We start from the raw sequence: 24366 nt of genomic DNA, 5'->3' as shown, positions 1-24366 counted from the left end.
TATTAGCTTAGAATTTATATTTAAGCCCTAAACTTGCATTGTAATATTTTTCATCACTTCTTGCTTTTATGCCTAAATTTGCATTTAGTGATAGATTTTTTGTGATAGTAAAATCAGCACCAAGCTCACCACCTACAAAGGTCTTTTTCTTATCATCTGCAAGCACGGTAAAATCGTAAGCCGAGCCTACATAAGCACCTTTTAAATCATCTACTTTTTTACTTATTTCTTGTTTTAAATTTGGTGTTAGATAAAAATAACTGCCTTCTGATATGTAGTTTCTAAGCTCAACGCCAAGCTTTGCACTAAGCGCACTAGCACTTGTTTTTTCATAATTTATGGCGTAAGTGCCACTTTCATTAAAGGCTTTATTTGTGATTTTATCATATTCAAATCCAATAAATGGCTTTAAAAAAGTCCCGCTAGATACGTTAAATACGTAACCATAGCTAATTGAGGCGTTAAAGAAATTTGAGTTGTATTTTGCATTATGGTTCGCTTCTTTTTGCACCCTTTCAAATTTATTTTTAGCAAATCCGTATGAAATTTTAGTATCAATTTCGTTGCTGTCTAAAAAGCTTCTTAAATAAAATCCAAATTGATAATTTTTTGCCTTATTTTTTACAAAATCAGCTTCTAATTGGCTATTTGCAATCGTTGCAAAACCGCCAATTATCGTGTTATCAAACGCCTTATCATAGCCTGTGCTAAAACCATAGAGTTTTGAGTCTGTGCCGTTTTTATTATCGCCCTTGCCACCCATTACATTTGCCCAAAGATTGTTGTCGTATTTAAATCTATTTGTGTATTCACGCACCAAGTTATTTAGTGTATCTGCGCTATCAGCGAAAAACTCGCCTTTTATGTTATTTAAGGCGTAAGCTAAGGCTAGATCGTTGTTAAAAGGGTTGCTTAATTTAGCAAGTCTTGTTGATGTCGCCATATCGGTGTTTAGTTTTATTAGTTCGGTTGTTATGCCTTGATTTAGCGTTTGTTGCGTGTTTTTAATAGAAGTTGTGGCGTTTTTGATTGTTGTTTTTATTGTGTTATCATCAGCGGTTAGTTCGTTTGCTATCTCGTCTTTGTTTGTGCCAAATAGCGAAGTTAAAATTTGCGCTTCTAAACCGCTTGAAATAACTCCGTTTTTAATTAGTTGTTCTGTTCTGTTTTTGGTCGCTTTTTCTTGATTTTCTTGTGCTTTTTTAAGCTCGTTTTCTGCCTTATTCATCTCATCTTGTGCTTTTTGTTTCTCATTTTCATCGGTGGCTTTTGTTAGGTTTTCTTTTGCTTTTTCTAGTGCATTTTTGGCGTTTTGTTTATCTTTGATATTTTTATTTAGATTATCAGCACTTCTTAACTTTTCTATCTCGCTTTTTAGCTTGTCTAGCTCAGCTTGTGCCTCTTGTTTTTTAGCTTTGCTCTTATCTAGTGCTTGTTTTGCGTCCGTTTCGGTTGTAGCACTAAAAAATGAGATATCATCTAAGGCTTTTTCTAGTTTTTCGCGGGTTTCATCTACTTGATCTTGTTTATTTTGTGCTCTTGGTATTAATGAGATTGCTTTGTTTTCTATATCTTTAATATCCGCTTCTAAGTTTGGAATTTCTTGTTCTAAATCATTCTTTTCTTTTTGAATTCTATCTAGCTCTTTTTTGTCGTTTGAAACTTTGTCTGTTTTGCTATTTAATTTTTCTTTTTCTGTTTCTATATCATTTTTTAGTGAATTTTTCTTACTCTCATCTGTTGTTTTTTCTAATTCTTCGTGCTTTTTATTTAATTTATCTTCTATTGATTGTATCTCTGTTTCTGCTTGTTTTATTAAATCTTTTAATGAGCTTATTTTTGTTGGTAGTTCATCTAGGATATTTTTTTTATTTTGTAAAATTACTTTTTCTTTCTCGGCTTGATTTGTCAGTTCAAAATTAGTTTTTATTGTGGTATCTAGTTCTTGTTTTAAAATATTTAACTCATTTTTTAATTTATTTGCTTTATCTTGTAGGTTATCTTTTTCTTTAAGAGCGTTGTTATAAATTGTTAAATTTTTATTAAAATCATCTGTTACGGATTTTAAATAATTAGCGGCTGATTGCTCTTTTTGTGTGAGTTCTTGTAGTTTTTGTTCTAAATCACTTGCAAATACGCCCTGAATGCTAAGTGTCGCACCAAAAATAGCAACACAAACTAACTTTGAAATTTTCATAATATCTCCTTGTTTTTGTTTTTTCAAAGATAGTATTATACCCCCCCCCATTGAAAATAAGCTTAAAAATTAATAAAAAATTAAAATTTAATTGTTATTATATTGTTATTTTGTATTTAAATTTACAAAAAATAAACAAAATATTTACAATAAAAAATAGATTGATTAAGCTTATTTTGGATAGAATGCAAGATTTTAATTTTAAGTAAAAAGAGTAAAATTGCCTGTTGTAGTTTTAAATTTCAAGAGCTTTTTAAAGGATATCGCTAGGGTTTGTAAGGATTATAAGACCATAACCCTAAAAGATGTGCTGACACTTATTGGCATTTTGACATCTATTGCGATTTTGCAGTATCCGTATTACTACATCAAGGCTGGTGAGATGTGGGCTGTTTGGTATGATGCCTTTGCGATTGGTATTATTTATTTTCTTATTTTAGGCTTTTATCACACCAAGCATTACACGCAAATTATGATTATTTGGTTTTATTTGCATTTACTAATTACGATGATTGTTTTTGTGAGCGTTTATCGCTGGGAGACTGGCAATGGGCTTTATGTCGTGCTTATCTTGCTAATTAACTATTTTATTAGTATGAAACACAAAAGATTATCGCAAATTTTATCTGTCGTTCAGTTTGTTTTTGTCGGCGTATTTTTTTACTTTATGCTAGTGGTTTATAAGGGCGAAAAAAATGTCGCACTTGATGAATTTTACGATACTCACTTCTTAAATAGCTCTATTGCCGTTTTGCTCTCAGCCCTTGTTTTTTTGATATTTTATCACGACACGATAAGAAGGTCGTTTGAGCAAAAAGAGCAAGACAAAGAGCTAACTAGGCAAATTTCAAGGATGGATTTTTTAACTGGACTTTTAAACCGAAGGGCGATGAGCGATGAAATTTCGCTTAAAATTTCATCAAATAGGATTTGTGTTATCCTTTGTGATATTGATTATTTTAAAAGCGTAAATGACACTTATGGACACGCTGTGGGCGATGAAACGATTAAATTTGTCGCAAAAATTTTAACCAAAAATTTTAGAAAAGATGATTTGATTGCTCGTTGGGGTGGAGAGGAATTTTTGATTTTTTGCGAGAATTTAAACAAAGACGAGCTACGAGATAGGGTTGAGAAAACTAGGCAGATGATTAGAGATGAGAGCCTAAATTTCAGTGGTCTTGGCATTAAAATTTCGCTTACCTTTGGCGTGGTTTATTGTGATAAATTTAGCCCAAATATAATAAATCCACTCATCAAACAAGCCGATATTTTACTTTATGAAGGCAAGAGTGGCGGCAGAAATCAAGTCGTGTTTAAGGCGATAGAGAATGTTTAATCAAATCTCAACCGAGGGCAAACTAGCCATATCATTTGTCATCATCTGTATGGCAGTGTCTGGCTACGGCGGATTTTTGGCTTACAAGCAAGATATGTTTGCACTCTTAGTCTTTAAAATCACGGCAGTTGTGTCGTTTTTAGCAACCCTAATTTTTGTCATAAAAGATCTTGCAAGTCTTGCAAATATCCTGCTTAGGATACAAATCATCGCTGGGTCAATTTTTACGACAATTAGCTACGGATTTGGCTATGGATACGAGCTTTACCTGCTTGGCGTGGTTTGCGTTATGTTCTTAGATATTAAAAAATCCACATTCAGGTCGTATCTATTTTTTATCATCTCGGCTGTTTCATTTTTGGCTCTTTTTTATTTTACGAAGATGCTTGGATTTAGCCTTTATGATTTGCCTGAGCATATCGTTAGCCTAAAAGATGAGATGTTGTTTGCAAATTTATTAATCACCGTTGGTGGGATTGCGATTTATCAGCAGTTTTTTAGCGTCCAGTATTTTAATGACATTTTAAAAATTGACACACAAAAGGACTTTTATCAAAAAATCGCCGACTATGACGCCCTAACTGGTGTGCTTAACAGGCAGTCATTTTATAGGATTGTAGGCGAGAAATTTTTGGAGAAAAACCACGAAAATATCGGCGTTTTAATCATTGACATTGATGATTTTAAGGCTATAAATGATAATTTTGGGCACGACACTGGCGATATGGTTTTAACGCAGGTTGTTGGCTGTTTTTCTAATATCTCATCATCGCTGGTGGCTCGCTGGGGTGGCGAGGAGTTTGTGCTACTTTTTGTTGATGAGAGTTTTGACGATTTAAGTTTGATTGCAGATGAGCTAAAAAATTCTGTAAGGCAAATCAGGCACGATGTTAGCGGATTAAGCGTGAGCGTGAGCGTTGGTGGTGTTTTTGGTAGCAGGATTTTAGACAGCATTGAGCAGTTTGACATCGCCCTAAATTTAGCCGATAAAAATCTCTATTTTTGCAAAAATCACGGCAAAAATATGGCAAAAATCAGTCAAATTTAAGGGGGAGAGATGAATATAATTTTTATGGGCACACCAGATTATGCCACTGAAATTTTAAGCGAAATTTTGCGTAATAATATTAATGTTTTAGCCGTTTTTACTCAACCTGATAAACCAGTCGGCAGAAAGCAGGTTTTAACACCACCAAGCGTTAAGGAATTTTTGCTTAAAAACCACCCAAATGTGCCGATTTTTCAGCCAAAAAATCTAAAAGATAGCACCACGCACGAGCAAATTCGCTCTTACAAGCCCGATTTTATCGTGGTTGCAGCCTATGGGCAAATCCTGCCAAAAGAGGTTTTAGACATAGCACCTTGCATAAATCTTCACGCCTCAATCTTGCCAAAATTTCGCGGTGCAAGTCCCATTCAAAGTGCGATTTTAGAGGGAGAGAGCGAGAGTGGTGTAACTACAATGCTAATGGATGTTGGGCTTGATACTGGCGATATTTTAGAGATTTCACGCACAAATTTAGCGGATAAAACGGCTGGTGAGCTTTTTGATGAGCTAGCCAAAATGGCAGGCGTTTTAGCCGTTAGCACGCTTAAAAATTTCAATAAAATCACGCCAGTAAAGCAAGATAGCACAAAAGCCACGATTTGTAAAAAGATAAAAAAGGAGATGGGGTTGTTTGATTTTAGTCAAAGTTCGGCTGAAATTTACAATAAATTTAGGGCATTTACGCCTTGGCCGGGCATTTTTTTAGCCAGTGGGCTTAAAATTTTAAGCTTAAAAATGGGCGATTTGAGTGGCGAAATTGGCGAAATTTTAAAGATAGAAAAGGATAATTTTCAGGTTGCAACGCTTAATGGCTCTCTTAAAATTTTCATCCTTCAAGAACCGGGTAAAAAGCCAGTAAATGCAAGCGAATTTATAAACGGCAAACGGCTAAAAATAGGCGACAAACTATGCTAGTTGAGTTTGTTGATGAGTGTGCTTCAACGCACCTTTATTTGATAGAGGCAATCAAAAATGGCGTGATAAATCCACCCTTTGCAATCTGTGCAAAAAGTCAAAGTGCTGGTGTTGGCAGTCGCCAAAACACTTGGCTAAATGGCGAAGGTAACCTTTTTTTATCATTTTGTTTGCATAAAAATTTTTTGCCAGATGATTTAAACGACGCCTCAATTTCAATCTATTTTTCAATGATTATGAAAAATTATTTAGAAAATTTAGGCTCAAAAGTCTGGGTAAAATGGCCAAATGATTTTTACATAAACGACCTAAAAATCGGTGGGACGATAAGCACAAAGATTGGCGAAATTTATATCGGTAGCATTGGTTTAAACTTGCACTCATCGCCCCAAAATGCAGGGATTTTGGATATAAAAACCGAGCCAAACAGCGTAGTTTGGGGCTTTTTAGCCGAGCTTGATAAAAAATTTTTATGGAAGCAGATTTTTAGCAAGTTTAGTGTAGAATTTGCCAAATCAAAAAAATTCATTACGCACATTGGCGATTTGAGCGTGGATTTATCACAGGCTATGCTCTGCGATGACGGAGCGATTTTTATAAATAATAAAAAGGTGTATTCTTTAAGATGAGTGAAGTTATAACTATTGCAAACCAAAAAGGCGGCGTTGGTAAAACGACAACGGCTGTAAATTTAGCTGCATCGCTTGCGGTAGCTGAAAAGCGTGTTTTGCTAATTGACATTGACCCACAAGCAAACGCAACGACTGGTATGGGTTTTAGCAGAAGCGACAGCGAATTTAATATCTACCACGTCCTAACTGGTGCAAAACGCCTATCGGAGATCGTGCTAAAAACTCACATACCAACGCTATTTTTAGCTCCATCAAACATCGGACTTGTCAGCATTGAGCGTGAGTTTGATGATAAAAACCGCGACTTTAAACTCACGCTAAAAACAAAGCTTGAAGAGATAAAAGATGAGTATGATTTTATCATCATTGACAGCCCGCCAGCACTTGGTGCTCTTACACTAAATGCCCTAAATGCAAGCGATAGCGTGATAATCCCAGTTCAGTGCGAGTATTACGCACTTGAAGGCTTAGCGATGATGCTTCAAACCATAAAATTAGTCAAGCGTGAAACAAACCCTAGATTAAACATTCGCGGCTTTTTGCCGACAATGTTTAGCTCGCAAAATAACCTTTCAAAAAGCACGCTTGAAGACCTAAAAAATCACGTTAAAAAGAAGCTTTTTATGGATAAAGAGGGCGATGATGAGATAGTCATAATCCCTAGAAATATCAAACTAGCCGAAAGTCCAAGCTTTGGCAAACCTATCATTTTATACGATATAAAATCGCCCGGCTCGGTCGCTTATCAAAAATTAGCTTATGCGATATTGGAGTAAAAATGGCTAAAAAAAACAGCTTAGGCAGGGGACTTGGCGAAATTTTTGATGATGTTGAGGACGCCTATAATAGGGAGTTTGAGATTGACACCAGCATTGTTAGCGAGATTGAAATTTCACAAATCTTGCCAAACCCATACCAGCCACGTAAAAATTTTAACCAAGAGAGCCTAAGGGAGCTTAGTCAAAGCATTCAAAGGCACGGACTAATTCAGCCTGTTATCGTTGTTGCAAGGGGCGATGGCTATATGCTAATTGCTGGCGAGAGACGGCTTCGTGCTACAAAAATGCTAGGATATACGAAAATTTCGGCTATCGTGGCTGATTTAGGCTCAAAAAATTTAAGAGAACTAGCGCTTATTGAGAATATTCAGCGTGAGAATTTAAACCCAATTGAGCTTGCAAATTCATACAAAGAGTTAATTGATGAGTATAAAATCACGCAAGAAGAGTTAGCAAATATCCTTCATAAATCACGAACGCAAATCACGAACACAATGCGACTTTTAAGCCTTAGCGATGAAACAAAGGCGCTTTTAGCCGATGAGAAGCTCACTCAAAGTCACGCAAAGGTCATCGTAGGACTTGATAGAAACGATGAAAAACTGGTCGTTGATACGATAATCGGACAAAAATTAAATGTCAGAGATACTGAAAATTTAATCCAAAAGATAAAAAATCAGAGCAAAAAGAGCGAGAAAATTTTAAAAGATGTTTGGCAGTATCAAAATGAGCTTGAAAAATTAAGCAAAAAATTTGAAAATTTCAGCGTAAAAACGACGCTTAAAGATAGAAAAATAGTCTTAGAATTTGATAGCTTAGAGCAAATCAGGGCATTTTTGGATAAATTTTGATAAATTTTTAAAAATTTAAACTTATTTTTTTGTCTTTTATTGTAAAATCGCAAACAAATATAATATTAATAAAAATTTAAGGAGGTTTAATGTTAGAGATAAATCCGCCACTGGTTGTCCTAACAGCTATCGTTTTTCTAGGCTTAATCGCCATTTTAAACTCGCTACTTTACAAACCAATGCTTAAATTTATAGATGAGAGAAATGCGTCTATAAAGGCAGATGAGGAGAGCGTGAGCCAAAATGCAAACGATCTTGGTGCTTACGAGGCTCAAATCCAAAGTATAATCGCAGACGCCAGAAGCGAAGCAAATAAAATCAAGCAAGAAGCGATAGACGCTGCAAAAAATGCCGCAGCTGATGAAATTTCTAGCAAAAAAACGGCATTAGAAGCTGAATATACGCAGTTTTTAAACGCACTAAATGCCCAAAAAGATGAGCTAAAAGCTAGTTTGTTGGTTAAATTACCAGAGCTAAAAACCGCACTTAATGGCAAATTATCAAGGATTTAAGATGAGAGTTTTACTATTTTTATTGCCAGTTTTTGCACTAGCACAAGACGGAGCAAACTACGATATCATTGAGAGAACGCTTAACTTCTTGCTGTTTTTTGGAATTTTGCTCTATTTTATCGCCAAGCCATTAAAGCAAATGTATCTAAATAGAATTACTGGCATTGCAAACAGACTTGAAAGTATCGCCGTAAAACTTAGAGAATCAAACAACAAAAAAGATGACGCAATAAAGCGTGTAGATGAGGCTAAAATCAACGCCGCTTCGTTTGTTGAGACGGCAAAAAAAGAGGCTGTTTTATTGGCTGAAAAGATCAAAAAAGACACGAAAAATGAGATTTTAAATTTAGAAAAAAGCTTTAAAGACCAAAAAGAATTTGAGGAGCGAAAGATGACAAAAGCTGTCGTTTCTGAGCTTTTAAATGAAATTTTTGATGATAAAAATTTAAAAGTGGATCAAAAAGAGCTGATAAATATTATTCTTAAAAAGGTTGGCTGATGAAAGAAGTGGTAGCAAAAAAATATGTCAAAGCGGTTTTAAGCGATAAAAATTTAACCCAGCTTGATGAATTTCTAGCAAATTTAGAGCAAATTTCATCTGCATTTGGCTCGGATAAATTTAAAAATATCATCTCTTTGCCTACGTTAAGCACTCAAAAAAAGGCGGATTTTTTACTATCTTTGATACAAAATCCAAGCCAGAAATTTGTAAATTTCATAAATTTACTTGCTACAAACAAGCGTTTTGAGCTTTTGCCAACGATATTTAACGAGCTAAAAAGCCAAAGAGCGGCTATGCAAAACATCTATCTTGGCAAAATTTATGGTAGTTACGATTTAAGCAGTGATGAGGTCGTGGCATTAGAGGATAAATTTTCAAAGCGATTTAATGCAAAAATCAAACTTGAAGTCGTTAAACAAGAATACAACGGCATTAAGGTTGAGCTAAATGATTTAGGCGTTGAGGTGAGTTTTTCTGTTGATAGACTAAAAGCTCAAATGAGCGAATACATATTAAAAGCAATTTAAAAGGAGTAAAAGCGTGAGCGTAAAAAATAAAGCTGATGAGATTAGCACGATAATCAAAGACAGGATTGAGAATTTTAATCTTAGTGTTGATGTTGAAGAGACTGGCAAGGTCATCTCTGTTGCTGACGGCGTTGCAAATGTTTATGGACTTAAAAACGTTATGGCTGGCGAGATGGTTGAGTTTGAGGGTGGCGAGAAAGGTATGGCTTTAAACCTTGAAGAAAGTAGTGTTGGTATCGTTGTTCTTGATAAGATTAGTAGCATTAGAGAAGGCACTTCTGTAAAACGCCTTAAAAAGCTACTTCGTGTGCCAGTAGGCGACGCACTTATTGGACGTGTGGTAAATGCACTTGGAGAGCCAATAGACGCAAAAGGTCCGATTGAAGCCAAAGAGACAAGATTCGTTGAAGAAAAAGCAAAGGGTATTATGGCTAGAAAGTCAGTTCACGAGCCACTTCAAACTGGTATTAAAGCTATTGATGCACTCGTGCCAATCGGTCGTGGTCAGCGCGAATTAATCATCGGCGACCGCCAAACTGGCAAAACAACCGTTGCGATTGATACCATAATCAACCAAAGAGGACAAGACGTTATTTGTATCTATGTCGCTATCGGTCAAAAGCAATCAACAGTCGCACAGGTCGTTAAAAAGCTTGAAGAATACGGCGCTATGGACTATACAATCGTAGTAAATGCAGGTGCTTCTGACGCCGCTGCACTTCAATACCTAGCACCTTATGCTGGCGTAACAATGGGCGAGTATTTTCGTGATAACTCACGCCACGCACTAATCATCTATGATGATCTATCAAAACACGCTGTTGCATACAGAGAGATGTCGCTAATCTTACGCCGCCCACCGGGTCGTGAGGCGTATCCGGGCGATGTTTTTTACCTACACTCTCGCCTCTTAGAGCGTGCTAGTAAGCTAAATGACGCACTTGGTGCTGGTTCTTTAACGGCTCTGCCTATCATTGAAACACAAGCAGGCGACGTTTCAGCCTATATCCCAACGAACGTTATTTCAATCACGGATGGACAAATTTTTCTTGAAAGCGACCTGTTTAACTCAGGCATTCGCCCAGCTATTAACGTCGGTCTTTCTGTATCTCGTGTTGGTGGTGCCGCGCAAATTAAGGCTACTAAGCAGGTTTCAGGCAATCTAAGACTTGACTTAGCACAATACAGAGAGCTTCAAGCATTTGCTCAGTTTGCAAGCGACCTTGATGAGAGCTCACGAAAGCAATTAGAGCGTGGTCAGAAGATGGTTGAGGTGTTAAAACAGCCACCATACAGCCCACTTGCTGTTGAAAATCAGGTTTTAATAATCTTTGCTGGTTCAAAAGGCTATCTTGATGATGTTGCTACGACTAGCGTTACAAAATTTGAAGCTGAGCTTTATCCTTATATTGAGGCTAAATATCCTGAAATTTTTGAGCAAATCAGGACAAAAAAGGCACTTGATAAAGAGATAGAAGAGAATTTACATAAGGCACTTAAAGATTTTAAAGCGACTTTTAGTGGCAATTAAGGCTAGAAAATGTCAAATTTAAAAGATATAAAACGAAAGATTAAGAGCGTTCAAAACACGCAAAAGACCACTCGTGCGATGAAGCTTGTATCTACTGCAAAGCTTAGAAAGGCAGAAGAGGCAGCGCGTAGGTCTAGGGTTTATGCTCTTAAAGTCAATGAAGTTTTATCAGAAATAGCGTATAAGATCAACCAATACGCCTCTGTTGCAAGTGAGAGCAAATTTTTTCATAAAAATGAGAATTTAAGCAAGGTTGATATTATATTTGTTGCAGCTGATAAGGGACTTTGTGGCGGTTTTAACGTCCAAACGATAAAGTGCGTTAGAAATTTAATAGATGAGTTTAAAGAGAAAAAGATCAAAGTAAGACTCCGTGCTATCGGCAAAAAGGGCATTGAGTTTTTTAATTTTCAAGGCGTTGATCTGCTTGAAAGCTATGTTGGCGTAAGCTCATCGCCGACATACGAAAAGGCACAAAATATCATAAAAGACGCTGTTAGCGATTTTGTTAGCGGTGCGACAGATCAGGTTATTTTGGTGCATAACGGCTATAAAAATATGATCTCGCAAGAGATTAGAGTAAATGATTTACTCCCAGTTGAGCCACCAAAAGTCATTGAAGAGCCTACAAATTCTTTAATGGAATTTGAGCCAGATGATGATAATGCCGTGATTTTAGATGAGCTACTTAAAAAGTATTTTGAGTATAGTATGTATTACTCGCTTGTTGATAGCTTGGCAGCTGAGCATAGTGCTAGAATGCAGGCTATGGATAATGCGACAAACAACGCAAAAGAGCGTGTTAGAGAGCTAAATCTTGCCTATAACAAAGCAAGACAAGAGTCTATTACCACCGAGCTGATTGAGATTATCAGCGGTGTTGAGTCTATGAAATAAGAAAGGGGTATAAATGAAAGGTATTATTAGCCAAGTTATGGGACCTGTCGTTGATGTTGATTTTAACGACTACCTGCCAAGTATTAACGAAGCTATTGAAGTTTATTTTGAAGTTGAGGGCAAGAAAAATAGATTGGTTCTTGAAGTTGCCGCTCACTTAGGCGATAATAGAGTTAGAACAATTGCTATGGATATGAGCGAGGGTCTTACACGTGGATTAGAGGCCACAGCACTTGGTTCGCCTATTAGCGTGCCAGTTGGCGAGAAGGTTTTGGGTAGAATTTTTAACGTTGTTGGTGAGCTTATTGATGAGGGCGAAGAGATTGGTTTTGACAAGCACTGGTCAATTCACAGGGATCCACCAGCGTTTGAAGAGCAAAGCACAAAGAGCGAAATTTTTGAAACCGGCATTAAGGTCGTTGATCTACTTGCACCTTATGCAAAGGGCGGTAAAGTCGGATTATTTGGCGGTGCTGGCGTTGGTAAAACCGTTATTATTATGGAGCTTATTCACAACGTTGCGTTTAAACACAGCGGTTACTCTGTATTTGCAGGTGTTGGCGAGAGGACACGCGAAGGTAATGACCTTTATCACGAAATGAAAGAGTCAAACGTTTTGGATAAAGTCGCCCTATGCTACGGACAGATGAATGAGCCACCTGGGGCTAGAAACCGCATTGCGCTAACTGGTCTAACGATGGCTGAGTATTTTAGGGATGAAATGGGTCTTGACGTGCTTATGTTTATTGATAACATTTTTAGATTTTCACAATCAGGTGCCGAAATGTCAGCACTTTTAGGTCGTATCCCGTCAGCCGTTGGTTATCAGCCGACTTTGGCAAGTGAAATGGGTAAATTCCAAGAGAGAATTACATCAACTAAAAAAGGCTCAATCACATCAGTTCAAGCCGTTTATGTCCCGGCTGATGACCTTACCGACCCAGCACCAGCGACCGTTTTTGCTCACCTTGATGCGACAACCGTTCTAAACAGAGCTATTGCTGAAAAGGGAATTTATCCAGCCGTTGATCCACTTGATTCTACTTCTCGTATGCTTGATCCGCAAATTTTAGGCGAAGATCATTACAAGGTAGCACGTGGCGTTCAAGCAGTTTTACAAAAGTATAAAGACTTGCAAGATATCATCGCAATTCTTGGTATGGACGAGCTTAGCGAAGAGGATAAATTAACCGTTGATAGAGCTAGAAAGATTGAGAGATTCTTATCTCAGCCATTCTTCGTTGCAGAGGTATTTACGGGAAGTCCGGGCAAATACGTAACTCTTGAAGAGAGCATAGCTGGATTTAAGGGAATTTTAGAGGGCAAATACGACCACCTGCCAGAAGCAGCATTTTATATGGTAGGTAGCATTGATGAGGCGATAGCTAAGGCTGAAAAACTCAAAGCCTAAAAGGAAGCGTAATGGATAAGTTGCATTTAGAGATAGTAACACCGCACGGACAGATATTTTCTGGCGATGTTAGTAGTGTGGTGCTACCCGGGAGCGATGGCGAGTTTGGCGTAATGCCTCACCACGCCTCTTTGGTTTCGCTTTTAAAGGCTGGGATTGTTGATATTGAAACACTAGATAAAAAGCACGATGTAGTCGCCATAAACTGGGGATATGCTAAGATTGATGAAAATAAGGTTACAATCTTAGCCGATGGTGCTGTTTATGTCGCTGGAAATAGTGAAAGCGACCTTGCAAATTCGCTAAATCAGGCAAAAGAGCTAATAGAAAGTATGGGTAGCGATACAAACGCCCTAGCGGCAACTATGGCAAAAATGGAAAGTATAGCGAGAGCAAAATAGGTGGGTGGCATTGATATTTTTTTAAACTACTTTTCACGAAGTAGTTTTATTACGATTTTCGTTTTAGGTTGGCTCTCTATCTATTTTGTTATCACATTTACGATACTTTTTTCTCGTATGGCTGGTCTTAGTGCTTGGCAAAAGAGAGAGCAAAATGCGTTGGAGTCCTTGCTAATGGGTGCTAAGACCATACCAAGCGACTCTTTTTTAAAAAAGATCATTTCAGGCGGTATTAGTAAAGAGAGACTAAATATCGGCATTAGCCTAGTTGAGCGAAAATCCACAAGTGGGCTTGTTTGGCTAAATATCATCGCCTCCACTTCGCCTTTTATTGGGCTTTTTGGCACCGTTATCTCAATTCTTGAAACCTTTTCTGGACTTGGTAGCGGTCAGGCTTCATTAAACGTCATTGCCCCAGCCATTTCAGAGGCACTAGTCGCCACTGGCACTGGAATTTTTGTAGCCATACCAGCCTACACATTTAGCCTTTTAATCAAGCGAAAATCCTACGAATTAGTCGGAATTTTAGAGCGTCAAGCCGATGTGTTAATTAGCACGAAAGATGAGTTTTAAGTGGCAAGTAGATTTGAAGATGACGCACCAGAGCTTAATATCACGCCATTAGTTGATATTATGCTAGTTTTACTTGCCATACTTATGGTTACGATGCCAACGATTGTCTATCAAGAAGACATCGCCCTACCAAACGGCTCAAAAACAAAGACGTCAGCCACACAGCAAAAGGATTTAATCGTATTAATAAATCAAAACCGAGAGGTCAGGATTGAACAAAGCACGATGAGCTTAGATGAGTTAGCCGATAATATCGTGCTTATTGGTGCAAAATACGACAAATCTATGCCAGTTTATATCAAGGCTGATAAGAATTTAAAATACGATGATGTAATGTTTGTGCTAAAAACCCTAAAAAATATCGGTTTTAGCAAAGTCGCCCTACAAACAAACGGATAAAATGCCAAAATTTAACTACCCCACAATCAGCTCGTTTTTGGTAGCCTTTTGCATTTATGCCGTGATTTTAGCGGGGCTTTTTATAAATTTATCCATTTTTACCGACCCGCCAAAAAAATACACAGATGATAAAGATGCCTTTATGGATATTATAGTCGTTGAGCGTGAAATTTCAGAAACAAAAAAGGCACCAAAACAAGCCGATGAGATAAAAAAAGATGAGCCAAAGCCGGAGCCGATAAAGGAGCCTGAGCCAGTAAAAGAGCCAGAGATAACCACTCCAAAAGAGAGCCTGCCACCACCACCTGAAATTTTGCCAGAGCCGATAAAGGAGCCTGAGCCAGTTAAAGAGCCAGAGCCAAAACCAGAACCAAAGCCAAGCTTAAAGAGCCTTTTTAGCGACATTGACACATCAAAGCTAAAAGACACGCCAAAAAAACAGGCAAATAAAAAGAGCGAAAAAAGCGAGGCTAAGCAAAGCACACAGGCGACTGATATTGTTAAAAGTCTAAAAATTGACACCACGACTACCACGCCAAAATCGCAAAAAACAGGCACTTACGACCCAGTTATCGGTGCGATTGAGAAGCAGATACAAAGGCGTTGGCAGGGCTATAAGGCAAATTCAGACAACTTTGCAAAAATTACCTTTATGGTGGATATGAGTGGGAATTTTAGCTATGAAATTACCGAGCTTTCATATGATGATGAGTTTAATGAAAAGGTAAAAGATTGCCTTGAAAAGCTATCAAAAGAGAATTTCCCATTCTCTAAAACTAAATCACTTACTATAAATTTAACTTTAAGAGATAAACTAGACACACAATAAATTTTCAGGAGAAAATATGAAAAAATTTCTACTATTTTTCACTTGTGCTTACGCATTTGCCGCTTCATCTGAAAGCATAGTAAATGAGATAGCAGGGCGTGTAAATAGCCACTACAAAGGCTGTAAAATCGCACAAAATGGCGAAGCAGTGGTAAAAATTCACATTGATACTAGCGGGAATTTTAGCTACCAAATCGCACAAATGTCAGAAAACGACAGCTTTAATGCCGAGCTAAAATCGTGCCTTGATGTTTTAAAGGGCGAGAAATTCCCAAAAAAAGCAAACAAGCGTGAGACGATTTTAAAACTAAAACTAGAAAACAAAACAACGGAGATATAATGAAAAAGTTACTTCTTATTTTTGCCCTTATTTTGGGGGCTTTTGGTGCTGATGCGACCATTTCTGTGGTAAATCAAGGCGTTGCTCTGCCTAAAATAGTCCTTCAAGACGCTACCAATTCAATCTCAGACCAGCTTTTTAAAGAGAAATTTTTTAAAATTATGCTTGGCGACTTAAAGGTCAGCTCTGATTTTGAGATTGTTGATGGACACAGCGTGGCTAGTTTTGACGGCGACGCTACGACAAATATCGGCAGTGGCGGCGTTGAGCTGATTTTTAGATATATGCTTGAAGGTACTCAAAGCTCAAATTTAAACCTAAAAGTAAAGCTAATTGACGCAAGAAACGGCTCGGTAAAATACAGCAAAATTTACAATATGGTCGGCGAAAAATACCCATTTTTAGCACACAAGGCAGTTGTTGAGCTGACAAATGAGCTTGGTTTGCCACCAGTTGGCTGGATGGAGAAATTTATACTTTTTTCAAAATACACATCGGCAAAAGAGAGCGAAATTTCAGTCGCTGACTACACTTTGACCTATCAAAAAACAATCATCAAAGGCGGACTAAACATCTTCCCAAAATGGAGCGGTGAAGACCAGAGAATTTTTTACTACACAGCCTACGTAAATAACAAACCAACGCTATTTAGATATGATTTACTAAACGCAACTAAGGCTAAAATCATAGACAGCCAAGGTATGCTAATCGCCTCAGATGTCAGCAAAGACGGACGCAAAATCCTGCTAACTATGGCGCCAAAAGACCAGCCAGATATTTACATTTACGATTTAAACACCAAAAATTTAACCCAGCTAACAAACTATGTCGGCATTGATGTAAATGGGAATTTTGTAGATAACGACACGAGAGTGGTTTTTGTTTCAGATAGACTTGGCTATCCAAACGTTTTTGCAACCGATATCGCTACAAAAAGCGTAGAACAAATGGTCTTTCACGGCAAAAACAACAACTCAGTTACGACTTTTGGCAATTATGTTGCGTATTCAAGTCGTGAAAATTCAGCCGACCCAAGCAACACGTTTAACATATATTTAATCTCAACAAAGACAGATTTTATCCGCCAGCTCACAGCAAGTGGCAAAAACAACTACCCTAGATTTTCAAGCGATGGCGAAAGTATCGTGTTTATAAAACAGCTAGGCAATCAAAGCTCACTAGGCGTAATTAGACTAAGCGAGAATAAAAGTTTTCAATTTCCGCTAAAAATAGGTAAAATTCAGTCAATAGATTGGTAACATTTTTTAAATTTTGTGCTATAATCACGCAAATTTTTTCAAGTAGAAAGGAAGAAAAATGAAAAAAGTAGTTTTAGCAGGTGCTGCAATAGCAGCTTTAATTTTCAGCGGTTGTTCAAGCAAAAACCCAGAAGTTGATATGAGTGCAAACGCTTCAAATTCTGATATGGGCTCTCAAAGCACTGGTATGAGCGACGCTGATAGACTTAACGCTTTAATTTCAAGCATTCAAGGTCAAGTTAAAAATGTATATTTTGACTTTGATAAATTTAACATTAAAGCCGACCAACAAGGCGTTGTAAGCCAAAATGCGTCTTTGTTTAACCAAAGCGAGGCTTCATCTTTATCTGTAAAAGTTGAAGGTAACTGCGATGAGTGGGGCACAGATGAGTATAACTACGCACTTGGTCTTAAACGTGCTAAAAGCGTAAAAGACGCACTTGTAAAAAATGGCGTTTCGGCTGATAGAATCGCAGTTGTAAGCTATGGCGAGAGCAACCCAGTTTGCACAAGCAAAACAAAAGCTTGCGACGCTGACAATAGACGTGTTGAATTTAAAGTTCTTCCATAATCTATGAAGAAAAAAATCCTAAGTGTAGCCATTTTATCGGCTATACTCCCGCTTTTAGCGGAGGTTTCGGCGTTTGATGCGGGTAATTTAAACTCACAAAATCCTTATGGACTTACCGATAGCGAAAAAGAAGTCTTAAAAAATAGACAAAATGTCGCTAGTTTGGAGTCTAGTCTTGGCTCAATTGAGGAGCAAATTCAAGGTATGCAAAGTCTGCTTGAAGGCGTGAGTGCTAGAATGAGTAGGCTAGAACAGCGAGTAAATGAGCTTGAAATCAGAATAAATGGCGACACAAACAGCTCTGGCGAGTCTATCGCTTCGCTTAAAGCTTATGTTGATGACACAAGGGCTTTGCAGGAGAAAAATTACAAAAACATAACCGACACGCTAAATAAACTAGGCAGTTTAATAGATAAAAAATCATCACAAACCATCACAAAAACAGAGAGTGCTTCGCCAAAAACTGAGCTTTCAAAAAAGAGCAACAAAGAAATTTTTGATGAGGCAGTAAAGCTTTTTAACTCAAATAAAAACGATGAAGCAAAGGCGTATTTTGAGCATTTAATCAGCAAAAATAACAGACCAGCGACTTCAAATTTCTATCTTGGCGAGATAGCCTATAAAGAAAAATCCTACGCAACAGCGATAAAACACTATCAAAAGAGCATTGAGCTTGATGACAAGGCTTCGTATCTGCCAAAGCTTTTATATCACACTGGCATTAGCTTTGATAAGGTCGGCGACACAAATAGTGCAAATAGATTTTACAGGGCTTTAAAAGTCGGCTATCCAGATACAAAAGAGGCACAAGCAACCCCTGAGCGAAAGTAGAAATTTAGTAGCTAGGCTACTAAATTACACTTTTTGTCGCTTCTATCTTTTTTTCGCTCCAAAGCACGACATCTTTTATGACTAGCTTTTGCACGGCTCTTATAAAGTCGCTCATAAATTCATAATCTGGGGCGTTGTTTTTGGTTAAAAGAGATATTTTTGTGTTGTTAAATAAATTTTCAAAATCTCTAACCAAACCGCTTTGATAAATTTCTTGATTTTTATTTAGCCAAGTTATGAAGTATTGAGCGATTACGGAGTTAAAATTTTCAAATTTTGGGTAGATTGTTTTTGTAAATTGCCCAGCATAAAAGTCCTTTTGCATATAAAAAAATTGCATACCAAGCATACCAACAGCCAAAGAGTTGCCAGTGATTTTATGCTCATCATCTAAATAATCCACATATCCAGCTATGCCGTTATTTAAAACTGTGCGCGTAAAATACGGATACTCTGCATTATCTGAAAATTTAAAACTATCTTTATTTAATTGTGGGTTTGATTTTACATAAAACAAATCGCCGATTTTAAATTCACTCGCTACCCCTCCCCATTTGCTAAAATCATCAAATTTCGCCAAGGCGTCCTTTTCGTTTTGGGTTAGTTCATAGTCTTTTAAGTCAGCGGCTTTTAGATATGCTTCTAGCTCACGTATATGTTCTGTTTCTAATTCGCACACACGCTCTTTTTCAAGCTCACTTATAAAATTCTCCATAAAATCAAAATCAATTTCGCCGTTTTGGAAAGGTAAATTTATTTTATGTTCTAAAAATGATTTTTGACGATATTGTTTTCCATAACCAAATTGTGATTTTGACAAATTTATAATAGACGCTATATAAAGCAACATTTTGCCGTTTAAATTTTCATTTAGCGGAAATAAAACCAAAATATTATCATCGCACATAAATTTATACGGACGATAAAAACAATTACAAAACATATCAATCGTTAAATGATTTTCATAAAGTTTTAATTCATCATTATAGGCGATAAATTCAGCCACGCCTTGATTTAATTCACCAGCGGTCGCAAGTGCAAATTCGCCTTTTTGCCGTTTAGATTTTATAAATCTTGTTCCGCGTTCAATAGTAAAAATCTCACTTAAATTTACCTCCCTAAACTCTCCGCCGTTTTTTATAAATTCGCTCTCAACATTTCGCAAATTTTCGTTTAGTTTAAATTTAAAGTCCGTCCTTTTGCAAAATTTGCAATACTTCCCACGCTAGATAATCGCTCACGCTCTTTTTAAAATCGCTCAGAGTTGGCATAGCGTCTATCTTTTTGTGTTGGTCAAAATTCCAGTCATTTCCGCTATCTGTTATAAAATCCTCAATGTAAATTTCATCTAAATTCCAAAGTTCATCACTTACTTTTGCACTTTTGCCAGCTTTATAAATTTTAACAATATCGGCGTATCTTTGTGTTGGGTTGTCTATTTCTTGTAAAGAGCGCTGGGTGCGTTTGTAGCCATCATTTCTAAAATCAATAAATTTAACAGGCTTTTCAAAGTCGTGTGCGACACCAGCTTTGAAAATATAAATGCTAGTTTGCACTCCTGCCATAGGCAAAAATAGGTCGGTTGGCATTTTTATACTTGCGATTAGGGTGTGGCGTTTTAGTATTTCTTTGTTTGATTTTGTGGCTTTTCCGCTTCCAGCACTATCTTGAATAATAATAGCGCCAAGTCCGTGATTTTGCATTTTAGAAAGTCCGAATTTTATAAAAGGCATACCATTTTCTTCAAATGAAAAGGGCGGATTTAATAAAATGCGATTTGCGTTAAAGCTTTCGTAAAGCTCTGGTGGTGTTTCAAAAGTATTGGCTTTTTGGATATTTGCCGAGCCGTCTCCTCTTAAAATCATATTTGTAGCAGCCAAGGTATACATTTCTGCATTTAGCTCAACGCCTAGTAGGTTTTTCTTTTTAATAATCTCAATGGCTTGGTTAGCTTGTGTGGAATTTTTAGCGTAAATTTGGTTTGCATTTTCGCACATAAGCTCCATTGCACTAATTAAAAATCCAGCCGAACCAGTGGCTAAATCCATAACTTTGCTGTCTTTGTCAATATCTAAAATTTGCGCCATCATTTTTGTTACATAAGGTGGAGTAAGCACGATGCCTAGCTCTTTGCCGTCGCCTAAGGCATATTTTAAAAATTCACTATACATTTCGCCCATAATGTCAATGTGTCCGCCAAAACCATCTATTTGTTTATAGATATTTTCAAAAATAAATGTAAAAATTTGCTTGTTTATAGAGGCATCTTTTTGTAAAAATTTCGCGACTTCCGTATTATTTTTAGTAGGTTTATCTCTTTGTGGGTCTTTTGAAATTTCAGAAAAACTAGCGACCATTAGATTTAATTTATCTTGTGGGATAGAACGATTTTTTAAAAATTCTTTTATGCGACCGACTATTTTTACGCCGTCTCTCTCGTTTTCAAGCATTAAGCCTTTTAAATCATCGCTTGTAAGTCCGTAGCCTACAATCTCGTTTTTATCCTTTATATCTTGCATAGCAAGTAACATACCAGAGACATAAAGAACCCTTTGTGGAGCGGTTATGTTGTGATTGTGCATAAGCTTATTTAGCTTTTTGGCGTAAATTTGTAGCTTTTCTTGTGAAGTAATTAAAATTTGGTGTTTGTCATCGTCGGTAAGTTTGGCGTCGTTTAAAAACTCGCTAAAAGTGGAGTTGTTTTCTAAGAAATTTAAATTATCATATTTTGACATAAATTTAAAGGCGTTTTCACCAGTGCCATATACAAAATAGACGCTTATTTCCGTTGTTTTTATATCATCGCCTGCTATGCCAATGGCTATAACTTCGCTATATTTAGCACTAGCTATCATATTTCTAGCGTAATATAACGAGCCATTTACGGCGAAATTTGAGATAGAAGTGTCATCAAATTTTATGTTGTCTTTATTTTGATTGATAAGTTTTTTCGTGTGAAGTTTGTTTTCTATGATAACTGGAATTTGGTATTTTTCAATGCTAAAATCAGGTTTGCCAAAATTTGATTTACTCGCTGTTTTTGCCGAGCCTTTTAGGCTATCTTTTAAATACTCTGACATACTTGATTCAACGTTATAATCAATTTGTTTTTTAAGACCTAGTTTATTAAAAATTTGCTTTACATAGTCATTTACATCATCTTCTAGCGTCCATTTTTGCATTTTTCGCCTTTATGTTTAATTTTGGTTTTGGATTTTAGCTAAAATTTACTTAAAAATTTAAAATCCATTTATCAGTTTTTAAATGAATTTTAGGCATTATAAGCCTTTAAAATTTAACTAGGAATTTTATGAAAAACATACGAAATTTTAGCATTATCGCTCACATTGACCACGGCAAAAGCACCTTGGCTGACCGCTTGATTAGCGAGTGCGGGGCAGTTAGTGATCGCAAGATGAGTAGTCAGATAATGGACACGATGGACATTGAAAAAGAGCGTGGTATCACGATAAAAGCGCAAAGCGTTAGGCTAAATTACAAAAACAAAGACGGCGAGTTCGTGCTAAATCTCATTGACACACCCGGACACGTTGATTTTAGCTACGAAGTAAGCAGAAGCTTAGCTAGTTGCGAGGGGGCTTTGCTAGTCGTTGATGCAAGCCAGGGCGTTGAGGCACAAACTATCGCAAACGTCTATATCGCGCTTGAAAATAACCTTGAAATAATCCCAGTGATAAATAAAATTGACCTGCCAGCAGCCGACCCACAGCGCGTAAAGGACGAGATAGAGCATATAATCGGGCTTGACTGCTCGGGTGCGATTGAAGTTAGCGCAAAAAGCGGGATTGGTATAAATGAACTGCTTGAAGCCATAGTTAGCCGTGTGCCACCGCCAAATGGCGACGAGGCTAAGCCCACAAAGGCATTGATTTATGACAGCTGGTTTGATAACTACCTTGGCGCGCTTACGCTCGTGCGAGTTTATGACGGCAAGATTGCTAAAAACGATGAAATTTTGGTTATGGGGACAAATAAAAAGCACGTGGTTTTAGATCTAATGTATCCAAATCCGATAGCGCCCATTAAGACAAAATCCATAAACACCGGTGAGGTCGGCGTGGTCGTTTTGGGGCTAAAAAACGTAAGCGATGTGCAGGTTGGCGATACTATTACAATAGCTAAAAACCCTACAAAAGAGCCAGTTGGTGGATTTGAGCGCGCAAAGCCGTTTGTGTTTGCTGGAATTTATCCGATTGATACGGATAAATTTGAGGATTTAAGGGACGCGCTTGATAAACTAAAACTAAACGATAGCTCAATAAGCTACGAGCCTGAAACCTCAATCGCGCTTGGCTTTGGCTTTCGCGTGGGATTTTTGGGGTTGCTTCATATGGAGGTTGTTAAAGAGCGATTAGAGCGTGAGTTTAATCTTGATTTGATAGCCACAGCGCCGACCGTTACATACGAAGTCGTGCAAACTGATGGCAAAATTTTACGCATACAAAACCCAAGCGAACTACCGCCGGTAAATAAAATAGAGAATATCAAAGAGCCTTATGTAAAATCAACAATCATCACACCCACAGAATTTCTAGGTAACATCATCACGCTTTTAAACAACCGCCGAGCGGTGCAAACGAAGATGGATTACATAACGCCAGAACGTGTTTTGCTTGAATATGACATACCGATGAATGAGATCGTTATGGACTTTTACGATAAGCTAAAATCAGCCACCAAGGGCTATGCGAGTTTTGATTATGAGCCTAGCGATTATAGGGTTGGCAACCTTGTCAAGCTTGATATAAAGGTCGCCGGAGAGATAGTAGATGCGCTCTCGATCATCGTGCCAGAGAGCAAATCGCAAAGCAAGGGGCGTGATTTTGTAAAGGCGATGAAAGAGATCGTGCCAAGGCAACTTTTTGAAGTGGCTATCCAAGCAAGTATCGGCAATAAAGTCATCGCTCGTGAAAACGTAAAATCAATGGGTAAAAACGTAACCGCAAAGTGCTACGGCGGCGATATCACGCGCAAAAGAAAGCTTCTTGAAAAGCAAAAAGAGGGCAAAAAGCGTATGAAGGCTATCGGCAAGGTGCATTTACCGCAAGAGGCGTTTTTATCGGTGCTTAAAATAGATTAATGGAGAATTTATGCCATACATAAACATAAAAATCACAAAAGAAAACGGCACTCCAACAAAGGAGCAAAAAGAGCGTTTAGCACTTGGTGTAACCGAGCTTTTTGAGCAAATTTTAGGCAGAAGTGGCAAAAATGCCGTTGTTGTGATTGATGAGATAGAGCCTGAAAATTACGCCATTGGTGGTGAGACAATCAGCCAAAAAATACAAAAGGGAGTAAGATGAGAAATTTTATCATTGCTATTTTTGTTTTTATTTTTATCGGTTGTTCAAGTAAAAGTGAAATGGTGATCATTCAAAAACCACAAATTGACGAAAAAAGCACTATGCTTTTTACCGAAGTGATGAGAATTCCGCTTGATTGCAGTGAGTGTAACGGCAAGGGCAGGGGGGTTTTTATAAATGGTGCGTTTTATAAAAGCGATGTCGCAGTTAAATGCTGTTTAAATAAAAATTTAATAGACACGGATGTGGCGTTTAAAAAGGTCTATTTGCATAGAATTGTTGATTTTAGGGACAGCCCAAAAGCGATTTACTACACCAAAAAGAACGGACAGCAGGTTGTTTTTAACTCCACTTCACGCCCTGAGGTGCTATTTTATATGTTTTTAGAACAAGAGCTAAAATCTCGTGGCATTGTCGTAGTGGATACGCAAACATCGCCATACACGTATAAACTTGACTTTTTTATCAAAAATATTAGGGGCGATTATGATAGAAGTAGTGAAATTTTAAGCGGTAAATTAAGTGGCGAACTAAAAATTTCAAATATAAACAAAAATAAAACCTTGCAGATAAACACAAGCCAAGAAGTAACAAAACTTTTTGCAAATAAACAGCAAGATTTTGACTTTTTCATCTCGCTTTTGGCAAAACAAGCCGCAAATAAGGTCGCAGAAATCATAACAAAATTTTAATGCTTT

Annotated in this window: 26 protein-coding genes; 23 read left to right on the top strand and 3 right to left on the bottom strand. The window is 37.3% G+C overall.

The features are described 5' to 3' along the window. Positions 1 to 7 precede the first annotated feature (7 nt). Positions 8 to 2197, bottom strand: coding sequence for an autotransporter domain-containing protein (locus NYG85_RS05930; protein ID WP_284937572.1), 2190 nt, complete (start codon positions 2195 to 2197; stop codon positions 8 to 10). A 220-nt stretch (positions 2198 to 2417) separates the two neighbouring features. On the opposite strand from NYG85_RS05930, the gene NYG85_RS05925 reads away from it, so the two are divergent. From NYG85_RS05925 to NYG85_RS05830, 20 genes are all read left to right on the top strand, one after another. After that, complete coding sequence (locus NYG85_RS05925) at positions 2418 to 3536, top strand: GGDEF domain-containing protein (RefSeq protein WP_284937571.1); 1119 nt, start codon at positions 2418 to 2420, stop codon at positions 3534 to 3536. Then, on the top strand, positions 3529 to 4584 hold the full coding sequence (locus NYG85_RS05920; protein ID WP_284937570.1) for a GGDEF domain-containing protein: 1056 nt from the start codon (positions 3529 to 3531) through the stop codon (positions 4582 to 4584). The genes NYG85_RS05925 and NYG85_RS05920 overlap by 8 nt, the downstream gene beginning before the upstream one ends. 9 nt (positions 4585 to 4593) lie before the next feature. After that, on the top strand, positions 4594 to 5499 hold the full coding sequence (fmt, locus tag NYG85_RS05915) for a methionyl-tRNA formyltransferase (RefSeq protein WP_284937569.1): 906 nt from the start codon (positions 4594 to 4596) through the stop codon (positions 5497 to 5499). Next, complete coding sequence (locus NYG85_RS05910) at positions 5493 to 6128, top strand: biotin--[acetyl-CoA-carboxylase] ligase (RefSeq protein WP_284937568.1); 636 nt, start codon at positions 5493 to 5495, stop codon at positions 6126 to 6128. Before fmt ends, NYG85_RS05910 begins: the two co-directional genes overlap by 7 nt. Next, the gene (locus NYG85_RS05905; RefSeq protein WP_284937567.1) at positions 6125 to 6907 is read left to right on the top strand and encodes a ParA family protein; all 783 of its coding nucleotides are present in this window, start codon (positions 6125 to 6127) and stop codon (positions 6905 to 6907) included. The genes NYG85_RS05910 and NYG85_RS05905 overlap by 4 nt, the downstream gene beginning before the upstream one ends. A 2-nt stretch (positions 6908 to 6909) precedes the next feature. After that, on the top strand, positions 6910 to 7761 hold the full coding sequence (locus NYG85_RS05900) for a ParB/RepB/Spo0J family partition protein (protein ID WP_284937566.1): 852 nt from the start codon (positions 6910 to 6912) through the stop codon (positions 7759 to 7761). A gap of 89 nt (positions 7762 to 7850) precedes the next feature. After that, a complete protein-coding gene (locus tag NYG85_RS05895) occupies positions 7851 to 8273 on the top strand; it encodes a FoF1 ATP synthase subunit B' (protein ID WP_284937565.1) in 423 nt (140 codons plus the stop codon). A gap of 1 nt (position 8274) precedes the next feature. Next, positions 8275 to 8772 carry a F0F1 ATP synthase subunit B gene (locus NYG85_RS05890; RefSeq protein WP_432264847.1) on the top strand — a complete coding sequence of 166 codons (498 nt, stop codon included), beginning with the start codon at positions 8275 to 8277 and terminating at the stop codon, positions 8770 to 8772. Continuing rightward, positions 8772 to 9302: a F0F1 ATP synthase subunit delta gene (locus NYG85_RS05885; protein WP_284937563.1), complete on the top strand. Its 531-nt coding sequence runs from the start codon at positions 8772 to 8774 to the stop codon at positions 9300 to 9302. Before NYG85_RS05890 ends, NYG85_RS05885 begins: the two co-directional genes overlap by 1 nt. A gap of 13 nt (positions 9303 to 9315) precedes the next feature. Then, positions 9316 to 10833 (top strand): F0F1 ATP synthase subunit alpha, encoded by a 1518-nt coding sequence (gene atpA / locus NYG85_RS05880; RefSeq protein ID WP_284937562.1) that lies wholly within the window; start codon positions 9316 to 9318, stop codon positions 10831 to 10833. Between the two features lie 9 nt (positions 10834 to 10842). After that, on the top strand, positions 10843 to 11730 hold the full coding sequence (gene atpG / locus NYG85_RS05875) for an ATP synthase F1 subunit gamma (protein WP_284937561.1): 888 nt from the start codon (positions 10843 to 10845) through the stop codon (positions 11728 to 11730). A 13-nt stretch (positions 11731 to 11743) separates the two neighbouring features. After that, a complete protein-coding gene (gene atpD, locus NYG85_RS05870) occupies positions 11744 to 13141 on the top strand; it encodes a F0F1 ATP synthase subunit beta (protein ID WP_284937560.1) in 1398 nt (465 codons plus the stop codon). 11 nt (positions 13142 to 13152) lie between these two features. Beyond that, positions 13153 to 13542 (top strand): ATP synthase F1 subunit epsilon, encoded by a 390-nt coding sequence (atpC, locus tag NYG85_RS05865; protein ID WP_284937559.1) that lies wholly within the window; start codon positions 13153 to 13155, stop codon positions 13540 to 13542. Next, the gene (locus NYG85_RS05860) at positions 13543 to 14115 is read left to right on the top strand and encodes a MotA/TolQ/ExbB proton channel family protein (RefSeq protein ID WP_284937558.1); all 573 of its coding nucleotides are present in this window, start codon (positions 13543 to 13545) and stop codon (positions 14113 to 14115) included. Beyond that, positions 14116 to 14514, top strand: coding sequence for a biopolymer transporter ExbD (locus NYG85_RS05855; protein WP_284937557.1), 399 nt, complete (start codon positions 14116 to 14118; stop codon positions 14512 to 14514). It abuts the gene before it with no gap. Between the two features lies 1 nt (position 14515). Then, positions 14516 to 15343, top strand: a complete 828-nt coding sequence (locus NYG85_RS05850; RefSeq protein WP_284937556.1) for a TonB C-terminal domain-containing protein — start codon at positions 14516 to 14518, stop codon at positions 15341 to 15343. 16 nt (positions 15344 to 15359) lie between these two features. Then, positions 15360 to 15683: a TonB C-terminal domain-containing protein gene (locus NYG85_RS05845; protein ID WP_284937555.1), complete on the top strand. Its 324-nt coding sequence runs from the start codon at positions 15360 to 15362 to the stop codon at positions 15681 to 15683. Continuing rightward, positions 15683 to 16942: a Tol-Pal system protein TolB gene (gene tolB, locus NYG85_RS05840; RefSeq protein ID WP_284937554.1), complete on the top strand. Its 1260-nt coding sequence runs from the start codon at positions 15683 to 15685 to the stop codon at positions 16940 to 16942. Before NYG85_RS05845 ends, tolB begins: the two co-directional genes overlap by 1 nt. 58 nt (positions 16943 to 17000) lie before the next feature. Then, complete coding sequence (locus tag NYG85_RS05835; protein WP_284937553.1) at positions 17001 to 17513, top strand: OmpA family protein; 513 nt, start codon at positions 17001 to 17003, stop codon at positions 17511 to 17513. Positions 17514 to 17516: 3 nt separating this feature from the next. Next, a complete protein-coding gene (locus tag NYG85_RS05830; RefSeq protein WP_284937552.1) occupies positions 17517 to 18344 on the top strand; it encodes a tetratricopeptide repeat protein in 828 nt (275 codons plus the stop codon). Between the two features lie 19 nt (positions 18345 to 18363). Here NYG85_RS05830 and NYG85_RS05825 read toward each other — a convergent pair whose 3' ends face one another. Together NYG85_RS05825 and NYG85_RS05820 are read right to left on the bottom strand one after the other, a co-directional pair. Then, complete coding sequence (locus NYG85_RS05825) at positions 18364 to 19509, bottom strand: restriction endonuclease subunit S (RefSeq protein ID WP_284937551.1); 1146 nt, start codon at positions 19507 to 19509, stop codon at positions 18364 to 18366. A gap of 19 nt (positions 19510 to 19528) precedes the next feature. Next, a complete protein-coding gene (locus NYG85_RS05820) occupies positions 19529 to 21526 on the bottom strand; it encodes an HsdM family class I SAM-dependent methyltransferase (protein WP_284937550.1) in 1998 nt (665 codons plus the stop codon). A gap of 128 nt (positions 21527 to 21654) precedes the next feature. Here NYG85_RS05820 and lepA point away from each other — a divergent pair, with 128 nt between their 5' ends. The 3 genes from lepA to NYG85_RS05805 are packed head-to-tail and all read left to right on the top strand — an operon-like array spanning position 21655 to position 24360. Further along, entirely contained in the window at positions 21655 to 23445 is a 1791-nt protein-coding gene (gene lepA, locus NYG85_RS05815; RefSeq protein WP_284937549.1) for a translation elongation factor 4, read from the top strand. Between the two features lie 10 nt (positions 23446 to 23455). Further along, positions 23456 to 23668 (top strand): tautomerase family protein, encoded by a 213-nt coding sequence (locus NYG85_RS05810; RefSeq protein ID WP_284937548.1) that lies wholly within the window; start codon positions 23456 to 23458, stop codon positions 23666 to 23668. Further along, positions 23665 to 24360, top strand: coding sequence for a hypothetical protein (locus tag NYG85_RS05805; RefSeq protein WP_284937547.1), 696 nt, complete (start codon positions 23665 to 23667; stop codon positions 24358 to 24360). The genes NYG85_RS05810 and NYG85_RS05805 overlap by 4 nt, the downstream gene beginning before the upstream one ends. Positions 24361 to 24366 lie beyond the last annotated feature (6 nt).

It is taken from the genome of Campylobacter gastrosuis (assembly GCF_030249845.1).
Lineage (GTDB): Bacteria > Campylobacterota > Campylobacteria > Campylobacterales > Campylobacteraceae > Campylobacter_A > Campylobacter_A gastrosuis.
The sequence above is the reverse complement of the archived record's forward strand: the minus strand, read 5'-3'. Positions and strand labels throughout refer to the sequence as shown.

What these genes read in the sequence shown, in the direction of transcription:
- tolB (WP_284937554.1), top strand. Translation starts at nt 15,683, where the DNA reads ATGAAAAAGTTACTTCTTATTTTTGCCCTTATTTTGGGGGCTTTTGGT.
- NYG85_RS05835 (WP_284937553.1), top strand. Translation starts at nt 17,001, where the DNA reads ATGAAAAAAGTAGTTTTAGCAGGTGCTGCAATAGCAGCTTTAATTTTC.
- lepA (WP_284937549.1), top strand. Translation starts at nt 21,655, where the DNA reads ATGAAAAACATACGAAATTTTAGCATTATCGCTCACATTGACCACGGC.
- NYG85_RS05930 (WP_284937572.1), bottom strand. Translation starts at nt 2,197, where the DNA reads ATGAAAATTTCAAAGTTAGTTTGTGTTGCTATTTTTGGTGCGACACTT.
- NYG85_RS05810 (WP_284937548.1), top strand. Translation starts at nt 23,456, where the DNA reads ATGCCATACATAAACATAAAAATCACAAAAGAAAACGGCACTCCAACA.
- atpC (WP_284937559.1), top strand. Translation starts at nt 13,153, where the DNA reads ATGGATAAGTTGCATTTAGAGATAGTAACACCGCACGGACAGATATTT.
- NYG85_RS05850 (WP_284937556.1), top strand. Translation starts at nt 14,516, where the DNA reads ATGCCAAAATTTAACTACCCCACAATCAGCTCGTTTTTGGTAGCCTTT.
- NYG85_RS05890 (WP_432264847.1), top strand. Translation starts at nt 8,275, where the DNA reads ATGAGAGTTTTACTATTTTTATTGCCAGTTTTTGCACTAGCACAAGAC.
- NYG85_RS05805 (WP_284937547.1), top strand. Translation starts at nt 23,665, where the DNA reads ATGAGAAATTTTATCATTGCTATTTTTGTTTTTATTTTTATCGGTTGT.
- NYG85_RS05920 (WP_284937570.1), top strand. Translation starts at nt 3,529, where the DNA reads ATGTTTAATCAAATCTCAACCGAGGGCAAACTAGCCATATCATTTGTC.
- NYG85_RS05900 (WP_284937566.1), top strand. Translation starts at nt 6,910, where the DNA reads ATGGCTAAAAAAAACAGCTTAGGCAGGGGACTTGGCGAAATTTTTGAT.
- NYG85_RS05910 (WP_284937568.1), top strand. Translation starts at nt 5,493, where the DNA reads ATGCTAGTTGAGTTTGTTGATGAGTGTGCTTCAACGCACCTTTATTTG.
- NYG85_RS05830 (WP_284937552.1), top strand. Translation starts at nt 17,517, where the DNA reads ATGAAGAAAAAAATCCTAAGTGTAGCCATTTTATCGGCTATACTCCCG.
- NYG85_RS05895 (WP_284937565.1), top strand. Translation starts at nt 7,851, where the DNA reads ATGTTAGAGATAAATCCGCCACTGGTTGTCCTAACAGCTATCGTTTTT.
- NYG85_RS05905 (WP_284937567.1), top strand. Translation starts at nt 6,125, where the DNA reads ATGAGTGAAGTTATAACTATTGCAAACCAAAAAGGCGGCGTTGGTAAA.
- NYG85_RS05820 (WP_284937550.1), bottom strand. Translation starts at nt 21,526, where the DNA reads ATGCAAAAATGGACGCTAGAAGATGATGTAAATGACTATGTAAAGCAA.
- NYG85_RS05885 (WP_284937563.1), top strand. Translation starts at nt 8,772, where the DNA reads ATGAAAGAAGTGGTAGCAAAAAAATATGTCAAAGCGGTTTTAAGCGAT.
- fmt (WP_284937569.1), top strand. Translation starts at nt 4,594, where the DNA reads ATGAATATAATTTTTATGGGCACACCAGATTATGCCACTGAAATTTTA.
- atpD (WP_284937560.1), top strand. Translation starts at nt 11,744, where the DNA reads ATGAAAGGTATTATTAGCCAAGTTATGGGACCTGTCGTTGATGTTGAT.
- NYG85_RS05845 (WP_284937555.1), top strand. Translation starts at nt 15,360, where the DNA reads ATGAAAAAATTTCTACTATTTTTCACTTGTGCTTACGCATTTGCCGCT.
- atpG (WP_284937561.1), top strand. Translation starts at nt 10,843, where the DNA reads ATGTCAAATTTAAAAGATATAAAACGAAAGATTAAGAGCGTTCAAAAC.